The following is a 7,608-nucleotide window of genomic DNA, read 5'->3' on the forward strand; positions in this document are numbered from 1 at the left end:
AGTGACCGTCGCTTTCGGCGGCAACCGCGCCCTGGACGGGGTCGCCATGACCGCAGAACCGGGCCGGGTGACCGGACTGATCGGGCCCAACGGGGCCGGGAAAAGCACCCTGTTCGATGTCGCGTCCGGACTGCGCAGGCCCTCCTCCGGGCGGGTCTTCCTCGAGGGGCGGGACATCACCAGGACGAGCCCCGTGGGCCGGGCCCGACGAGGCCTGGCCCGGACGTTCCAGCGGCTCGAGCTCTTCGGCCGTCTCACCGTCCGTGACAACCTGCTCGTCGCGGCCGAACTCGGACCCGAGCGCCGCCGAGCGGACCGCGCGGTCACCGAGACCCTCACCAGGCTCGGCCTGACGGAGCTCGCCGACAGCCCGGCCGACGCACTGCCCACCGGGGTCGGCCGCCTGGTCGAGGTGGGCCGGGCGATGGTCACGCGGCCGAAGGTGCTCCTGCTCGACGAGCCCGCGGCCGGACAGGACAGTGAGGAGACCGAACGGTTCGCGGCCCTGCTGCGCTCGCTGAGCGCCGACGGCACGGCCGTCGTCCTCGTCGAACACGACATGAGCCTCGTCATGGGCGTGTGCGACGAGGTGTACGTCCTCGATCTCGGCAAGGTCATCGCCTTCGGCCCGCCCGAGGTGATCCGGAACGACGCCATTGTCCTGGCGGCCTACCTGGGGGACGCGTGAGCGCACTTCTCGAACTGAGCGACGTACGCGCCGCCTACGACCGGATCACCGTCCTTCACGGTGTCGATCTGGAGGTCGCCGGCGGACAGGTGGTGGCCCTGCTGGGCCCGAACGGCGCGGGCAAGACCACCACCCTGCGTGTCGCCGCGGGCGTCCACCCCGTCGACTCGGGCCAACTGCTGCTGGGCGGCCGGGACATGACCGGCGCGGCCCCCCGGGACCTCGCCCGCGCCGGGGTCTGCCTGATCCCCGAGGGACGCGGGGTGTTCCCCAACCTGTCCGTCCGCGACAACCTCCTGATGATGACCTTCACCGGTCGCACCCTCGAGGAGATCGAGCAGATCGCGTTCCAGCGCTTCCCCGTCCTGGCCCGCCGCGCCTCGCAAGCAGCCGGCACCCTGTCCGGCGGCGAGCAGCAGATGCTCGCCCTCGCCCGCGGCCTCGCCACCGACCCCGCAGTGCTCCTGCTGGACGAGCTCTCCATGGGACTGGCGCCGTTGATCGTCGGCCGACTCTACGAGCAGGTCGCCGAGATCGCCCGGCAGGGCGTGGCCGTCCTGGTCGTCGAGCAGTTCGCGGCCGCCGTACTCGACATCGCCGACCACGCGGCCGTTCTCGTACGGGGGCGGGTCGAACGGCAGGGCCATCCCGACGGCGGGCTGCGCGCCGAACTGTCCGCCCTCTACCTGGGGAGTTCCGCATGACCACCACCGAGCCGCGCGCGGACCGCTTCGTCCGAGAGCTGGCGGTACTGAAGATCCCCGACCCGGCCGCCGCCCGGGCCACCCTCTGGCTGCGCCTCGGCGTGCTGCTGATGGTGACCGGCCTGGTGCTCGGAGTCTCGGGCTACTTCGTCTCCCACAACACCGTCGATCCGCTCGTCCAGGGGGACGGCCTCGCGCTCGGTCTCGGCGGGATCGCGGTGAGCGTGGTGGGCTCCGCGCTCTTCCTGCGGTTCTCGCTCACCGGCTTCCTGCGGTTCTGGATGGCCCGCCAGTCCTACGACCTCGATCTCCTCGCCGACCGCCTGCTCGAAAGGGACATCCACCATGACCCCACCGGCAACGACGCCGCGCCCAGGTGATCAGCTGGCCAGCACCGTCTGCGGCACCCGGGTGGTCGTCGTCCGCGCCCCCGCCGAAGGCCCGGCCGTGCTCACCTGCGGGGGCAGCCCGATGGTCCCCGCGACCGCCGCGCGGCCGTCGCCCGGCGGCGCGGCCGAGGCGGTCACGCTCATCGGCAAGCGCTACGTGGACGCCACCGGGTCCCTCGAAGTGCTCTGCACCTCCTCCGGGAGCGGCGAACTGAGCTGCGACGGCGTCCCGATGATCCTCAAGGCGGCCAAACCACTGCCCGCCTCCGACTGACTCCCCCCGCCTCCCCTCCCACCGAAGGGAACCCGTCATGGAACGAGACGACCTCATCCTCATCAGCGTCGACGACCACATCATCGAGCCGCCCGACATGTTCGTGAACCATCTGCCCGAGCGGTACAGGAAAGACGCTCCGCAACTGGTCCACCGCGACGACGGAACCGACGTGTGGCAGTTCCGCGGTACGACGATCACCAACTCGGCGCTCAACGCGGTGGCCGGCCGGCCCAAGGAGGAGTACGGCGTCGAACCACAGGGCCTCGACGAGATCCGCCCCGGTTGCTACGACGTGCATGAGCGGATCAAGGACATGAACGCGGGCGGCATCCTCGCCCAGATGAACTTCCCGTCCTTCCCCGGCTTCTCGGCCCGGCTCTTCGCAACCGAGGACCCGGACTTCTCCCTCGCGCTCGTACGGGCCTACAACGACTGGCACATCGACGAGTGGTGCGCCGCCTACCCCGGGCGGTTCATCCCCATGGCGTTGCCCGCCATCTGGGACGCCGAACTGTGCGCGGCAGAGGTCCGCCGGGTGGCGGAGAAGGGCGTCCACTCCCTGACCTTCACCGAGAACCCCGCGGTTCTCGGCTACCCGAGCTTCCACCACGAGTACTGGAACCCGCTGTGGCGGGCACTGTCCGACACGGACACCGTCATGTCGGTGCACATCGGCTCCTCGGGCAGGCTCGCCATCCCGGCCGCCGACTCGCCGCCCGACGTGATGATCACGCTCCAGCCGATGAACATCGTCTCGGCCGCGGCCGATCTGCTGTGGTCCCGCCCGGTCAAGGACTTCCCCGACCTGAAGATCGCCCTGTCGGAGGGCGGCACGGGCTGGATCCCGTACTTCCTGGAACGCCTCGACCGGACCTTCGAGATGCACTCCACCTGGACCCTGCAGGACTTCGGCGGCAAGCTGCCGTCCGAGGTCTTCCGCGAGCACTTCCTCACCTGCTTCATCACCGACAGGCTGGGCGTGCGGCTCCGCCACGACATCGGCATCGACAACATCGCCTGGGAGGGCGACTATCCGCACAGCGACTCCCTGTGGCCCGATGCCCCGGAGCAGCTCCATGACGTGATGGAGAGCTGCTCGGTCTCGGACTCGGACGCCGCGAAGATGACCCACGAGAACGCGATGCGCTGGTACTCCTTCGACCCCTTCGCCCGCATTCCGCGCGAACAGGCCACCGTCGGGGCGCTGCGCAAGGCGGCCGCCGGACACGACGTCAGCGTCCGCGGACGCAGCCACCAGCTGATCGAGCCCGCCGAGAAGCTGGAGGCGTTCCGTTCGAAGGCGCGCGCGGCCGCGAGTGCGGTCCGATGAGCGACCGGGCCCTCACCGAGCGGGCCGGCCATGTGCTGGTGGCGACCTTGAACCGGCCCGAGACCCGAAATGCCCTGAACCCCGAGCTGATCGACGAGCTGTCAGCGATCCTGCGCTCGGCGGACGCCGACCCGGCGGTCCGGGCGATCGTCCTGACGGGTGCCGGGACGGTCTTCTGCGCGGGCATGGACCTGAAGGCGTTCGCCCGGGGCGGCGGCAAGTTCGACGGCCTGGTGTGGTTCTTCCGCGAGGGCATCGGCACTCCGGTGATCGCGGCGTTGAACGGCTCCGCGCTGGGCGGCGGCTTCGAACTGGCGCTGGCCTGCGACCTGGTCGTCGCGGCCGAGGACGCCGAGCTCGGGATCGCCGAGGTCAAGCGGGGCCTGTTCGCGGCCGGAGGGGGTACGACGCTCGCCGACCGGGTGCCTCTGGCGGTCGCCCTGGAGATGGGCCTGACCGGCGACCTGATCACGGCCGCGCAGGCCCGGCAGGTCGGTCTGGTCAACCGCGCCGTCCCGGCCGACCGGGTACGGGAGGAGGCCTTGGCGCTGGCCGCACGGATCGCCGCGAACGGTCCGCTGGGCGTCGCCATGACCAAGAAGCTGATACGGGAACGCCGGTGGGCCGAGCCCGAAGAGGTGCAGTCGGTGTTCCGCAGCCAGGACGCGGCCGAAGGCGCCCGAGCCTTCGCGGAACGCAGGCCACCGGCGTGGACGGGCAGGTGACGGTCAGCGCCTGGTAGGCGCTGCGGTGGAGGGGAAGGGGGCGTCCGGCGCGGCACCCTCACTGATCTCGTCGATCTCCTCGATTTCGTCGACAAGGCCCCAGCCGAGCGCTTCCCCGGCCGTCAACGCGACGCCCGACAGGGCGAGATACGCCGTGCGCTCCCGCCCGATCCGGACCGGGACACTCACCGTTCCGCCCGCGCCCGGGATCAACCCCATCCCGATCTCCGGCAGTTGGATCACCGTGTCCGGGGCGGCGAGCACGCGGCCCGCGAACGCCGCCAGTTCGATCCCGGCGCCGACACAGGCACCGTGCAGATGCGCGGTCACCCGGGAACCACACGCCTGAAGCAGGGCGGCCGGACTGCGGTGCACCCGCAGCAGATGGGCCCGCGCGGGATCGCGGGACGTGCCGAACTCGGCGAGGTCTCCTCCGCTGCCAAACGCCGGACCGTTCCCGTACAGGTCGACGTGCGCGATCGACGGATCCGCCACCGCGACGTGCAGCGCCTCGCACAGGGCGTCCCGCGTCCGGGCGTCGAACGCGTTGCGCACCCGGGGACGGTCAAGGGTGATGGCCAGCCGGTCGCCGTCCCGACGAAGCCGTACGGGCTCGGCGGCGGGACGTGGGACGCGCGGGCGCGCCGAGGCCAGCCAGGCACGGAAGCCGGCGCCGCTCTGGAGCGTCGAGTAGGCGAGGGACTCGAGCACCAGCCGGTCGGCCGCGGGGAGCCGGGCGCCCATCCGGAGCACCTGCACGAGCGCGACGCAAGCCGCTGGCTGCTCGGCCACGATGCCCGCGAGACGGTGGGCGACGGCATGCGGGTCCTTGCACCCCACCCAGGGCCGTGGCGCATCGGAAGCCCCCGTGAGCAGGACGTCGAAGCCCTCGGCCGATGCCGTCGGCCGCTCCGCCACGCCCACGCGAACGCGATCCGCCGAGCCTGTCCGATACGGCACTTCACGGTCGAGGTCGACCAGATGGAAGGGCGCGTCCAAGGTCATGTCGATCCCCTCCCCAACCGGCGGCGACTGGAGTGTAATGGGAGATCGCCACGCCCGAGAAGGGAGTTCATGGATTGGAGAATGAGACTCTCCGTCGATGGATCGAATCCGTTGAGCCGTTTCTCGCCCCCCTCACCGATGCCGCGGAGGCCTTCACCGGCCTCACCGGCATACCCGTCGATCTGCCGACCACCCTCTTCCTCCGCGCCGACCTCGCCGGTCTCGAACTCCCCGGCAGAACCTCGGCCGGGGGCTCCTGTCACCTCCTCGAAACGGCCGACGGCTGGGCCGCCGTGAATCTGGCCCGCCCCGACGACGTGGCCGCCGTGCCCGCTCTCGTCGCGCTTCTCGGGGGCGCCGGGACCCAAGAGCTGCACGACGTGGCGCGACGGGTCGCGGCGGCCGAGATCGCCGCGAACGCGCAGCTGCTCGGGATCGCCGCCGCGGCACTCGGATCAGCTCGCGGAACCCGCGCCCCCGTCATCGCCGAACGAGCGGAGCGGGGGAGCCGGCGAGGTCCGGCGGGGCTGCGGATCGTCGATCTGTCGGCCTTGTGGGCGGGACCGCTGTGCGCGTGGCTGTTGGGGCAGGCGGGCGCTCGGGTCATGAAAGTGGAGAGCGCGACCAGGCCGGACGGCGCGCGCTTCGGAGTGCCCGCGTTCTACCGCCTGCTGCACGAGGGACATGAGAGCCGTGTGATCGACTTCGCCTCCGGCGCGCTGCCCGAGGTCGTCGCCGAGGCGGACGTCGTCATCGAGGCGTCGCGGCCGAGGGCCCTGCGCCGACTCGGCGTGCGCGCCGAGGAGTTCCTCGCCGCCCGCCCCGGCCGCGTCTGGCTGAGCATCACCGGCTACGGCCGCGACCAGGACCGGATCGCCTTCGGCGACGACGCCGCGGTGGCCGGCGGCCTCACCGGCATCGACCGGAACGGCGACCCCGTCTTCCTGGGCGACGCGCTCGCCGACCCGGTCACCGGCATCTTCGCCGCGCATGCGGCGGCCCGCTCCCTCGCCGAGGGAGGCGGGGAACTGCTGTGCCTCTCGATGGCGGCCTGCGCCGCCGCGCTCGCCGACTCCGCGCAGGGCCGATGACGTGCTGATCAGGAATGTGGAGGTCGAGGGACTCGGCAGGGCGGATGTACGGCTCGGCGCAGGGCGAATCGTCGAGATCGGGAAGCGGCTGACGGGGCGCGATGAACTGGACGGCCGGGGCGGGGCGTTGCTGGTCGGGCTGCACGATCACCACGTACACCTGGCGGCGCTGGCGGCCGAGGCCGCGTCGGTGCGGGTCGGTCCCGCGGATGTGGGTGGCCCGGACGGGATGGCGGCGGTCCTGCGGGGCGGAGCGCCGGGGGAGTGGGTGCGGGCCGTCGGATACCACGAGAGCGTCGCGGGGGAGCTCGACCGGTGGGCGCTGGACACCTTCGCGCCCGACCGGCCGGTGCGGGTCCAGCATCGGAGCGGGGCGCTGTGGGTGTGGAACAGCGCCGCCCTGCGGGCGGCCGGGCTGGACGGTGACGGACGCTTCTGGAGGCAGGACGAGCGACTCAGAGGGGCCGTGCCGCCCGCAGGGCTGGATCTGCGGCGCGTAGGGCTGCGGGCGGCGGCGTACGGGATCACCGGGTTCACCAACGCCGATCCGCATCTGGGGGAGGGGCTGGCCGAGATGCTGTCCGTACTGCCGCAGCGGCTCCTCGTCATGGGGGCCGACGACGCCCCGGTGAAGCTGCTCCTCGACGACGCGACCCTCCCGACGCCGGACGAGCTCGCGGCGTCCGTGGCGGCCGCGCGGCCCCGGCCGGTGGCCGTGCACTGCGTGACCCGGGTGCAGTTGCTCGTGACGCTGCTCGCCCTGGACGAGGCCGGGGCGGTCGAGGGCGACCGTATCGAGCACGGGTCCGTGATCCCGGCCGAGACGATCCCCTGGCTGCGGCGGCTGGGGGTGACGGTTGTGACGCAGCCGCACTTTCCCGTGGAGCGGGGGCGTGAGTACGCGACGGACGTGGACGCCGACGACCAGGCACACCTGTACCGCTGTCGGTCCCTGGCCGAGGCGGGGATCCCGCTCGCCGCAGGTACCGACGCGCCGTTCGGGACCACCGATCCCTGGGGGGTCATGCGGGCGGCCGTCGAGCGGACGGACAGGGAGGCGGTGGCACGGAGAGCCGCGCTGGACCTGTTCACAGGTGAACCCCGACTCCCCGGTCGGGCACGGAGACTGACGGTCGGCTCACCCGCCGACCTGTGCCTGCTCCACGTACCCCTGCGCGAAGCCCTCGACCTGCTGACCGCGGACATCGTACGAGCCACCTTCGTCGGCGGACGCCCGGTCGCGCCGGAAGGCCAGGGGGTGTCGTTCGGATCACCCCGGGTGCCGGGGTGATCCGAACGACACCCTAAGGGCTTGCAGATCATTAACACGTCGTCTTGATCTTGTTGTGGGGCTCGCCTGTTTGGGCAAGGACTCGAGCCTGGAGGGCCGCGAGGGCGT

Annotated in this window: 9 protein-coding genes; 8 read left to right on the top strand and 1 reads right to left on the bottom strand. The window is 71.9% G+C overall.

The genetic code is table 11. From position 1 onward, the window contains the following. The first annotated feature begins 1 nt into the window (after position 1). Genes AB0D57_RS29030 through AB0D57_RS29055 form a run of 6 tightly spaced genes read left to right on the top strand, consistent with a single transcriptional unit; the run spans position 2 to position 4,113 of the window. Positions 2 to 688, top strand: a complete 687-nt coding sequence (locus AB0D57_RS29030) for an ABC transporter ATP-binding protein (protein WP_362079248.1) — start codon at positions 2 to 4, stop codon at positions 686 to 688. After that, a complete protein-coding gene (locus AB0D57_RS29035; protein ID WP_362079251.1) occupies positions 685 to 1,392 on the top strand; it encodes an ABC transporter ATP-binding protein in 708 nt (235 codons plus the stop codon). Before AB0D57_RS29030 ends, AB0D57_RS29035 begins: the two co-directional genes overlap by 4 nt. Then, positions 1,389 to 1,772: a hypothetical protein gene (locus AB0D57_RS29040; RefSeq protein ID WP_362079255.1), complete on the top strand. Its 384-nt coding sequence runs from the start codon at positions 1,389 to 1,391 to the stop codon at positions 1,770 to 1,772. The genes AB0D57_RS29035 and AB0D57_RS29040 overlap by 4 nt, the downstream gene beginning before the upstream one ends. Next, positions 1,738 to 2,055: a hypothetical protein gene (locus tag AB0D57_RS29045; RefSeq protein WP_362079258.1), complete on the top strand. Its 318-nt coding sequence runs from the start codon at positions 1,738 to 1,740 to the stop codon at positions 2,053 to 2,055. Before AB0D57_RS29040 ends, AB0D57_RS29045 begins: the two co-directional genes overlap by 35 nt. Before the next feature lie 37 nt (positions 2,056 to 2,092). Next, positions 2,093 to 3,388: an amidohydrolase family protein gene (locus tag AB0D57_RS29050; RefSeq protein WP_362079261.1), complete on the top strand. Its 1,296-nt coding sequence runs from the start codon at positions 2,093 to 2,095 to the stop codon at positions 3,386 to 3,388. After that, positions 3,385 to 4,113 carry an enoyl-CoA hydratase-related protein gene (locus AB0D57_RS29055; RefSeq protein ID WP_362079264.1) on the top strand — a complete coding sequence of 243 codons (729 nt, stop codon included), beginning with the start codon at positions 3,385 to 3,387 and terminating at the stop codon, positions 4,111 to 4,113. The genes AB0D57_RS29050 and AB0D57_RS29055 overlap by 4 nt, the downstream gene beginning before the upstream one ends. Positions 4,114 to 4,116: 3 nt before the next feature. On the opposite strand, the gene AB0D57_RS29060 is transcribed toward AB0D57_RS29055, so the two are convergent. Then, the gene (locus AB0D57_RS29060; RefSeq protein WP_362079267.1) at positions 4,117 to 5,118 is read right to left on the bottom strand and encodes an enoyl-CoA hydratase/isomerase family protein; all 1,002 of its coding nucleotides are present in this window, start codon (positions 5,116 to 5,118) and stop codon (positions 4,117 to 4,119) included. A gap of 74 nt (positions 5,119 to 5,192) precedes the next feature. Here AB0D57_RS29060 and AB0D57_RS29065 point away from each other — a divergent pair, with 74 nt between their 5' ends. Both AB0D57_RS29065 and AB0D57_RS29070 read left to right on the top strand, forming a co-directional pair. Further along, positions 5,193 to 6,209 (top strand): CoA transferase, encoded by a 1,017-nt coding sequence (locus AB0D57_RS29065; RefSeq protein WP_362079270.1) that lies wholly within the window; start codon positions 5,193 to 5,195, stop codon positions 6,207 to 6,209. 1 nt (position 6,210) lies between these two features. After that, entirely contained in the window at positions 6,211 to 7,500 is a 1,290-nt protein-coding gene (locus AB0D57_RS29070) for an amidohydrolase family protein (RefSeq protein ID WP_362079273.1), read from the top strand. The last annotated feature ends 108 nt before the right edge of the window (positions 7,501 to 7,608 follow it).

The sequence above is a fragment of the Streptomyces sp. NPDC048275 genome (assembly GCF_040652275.1).
Taxonomy (GTDB): Bacteria; Actinomycetota; Actinomycetes; order Streptomycetales; family Streptomycetaceae; genus Streptomyces.

Coding starts and splice junctions, on each gene's coding strand:
- AB0D57_RS29040 (WP_362079255.1), top strand. CDS start 1,389: ATGACCACCACCGAGCCGCGCGCGGACCGCTTCGTCCGAGAGCTGGCG.
- AB0D57_RS29045 (WP_362079258.1), top strand. CDS start 1,738: ATGACCCCACCGGCAACGACGCCGCGCCCAGGTGATCAGCTGGCCAGC.
- AB0D57_RS29050 (WP_362079261.1), top strand. CDS start 2,093: ATGGAACGAGACGACCTCATCCTCATCAGCGTCGACGACCACATCATC.
- AB0D57_RS29055 (WP_362079264.1), top strand. CDS start 3,385: ATGAGCGACCGGGCCCTCACCGAGCGGGCCGGCCATGTGCTGGTGGCG.
- AB0D57_RS29060 (WP_362079267.1), bottom strand. CDS start 5,118: ATGACCTTGGACGCGCCCTTCCATCTGGTCGACCTCGACCGTGAAGTG.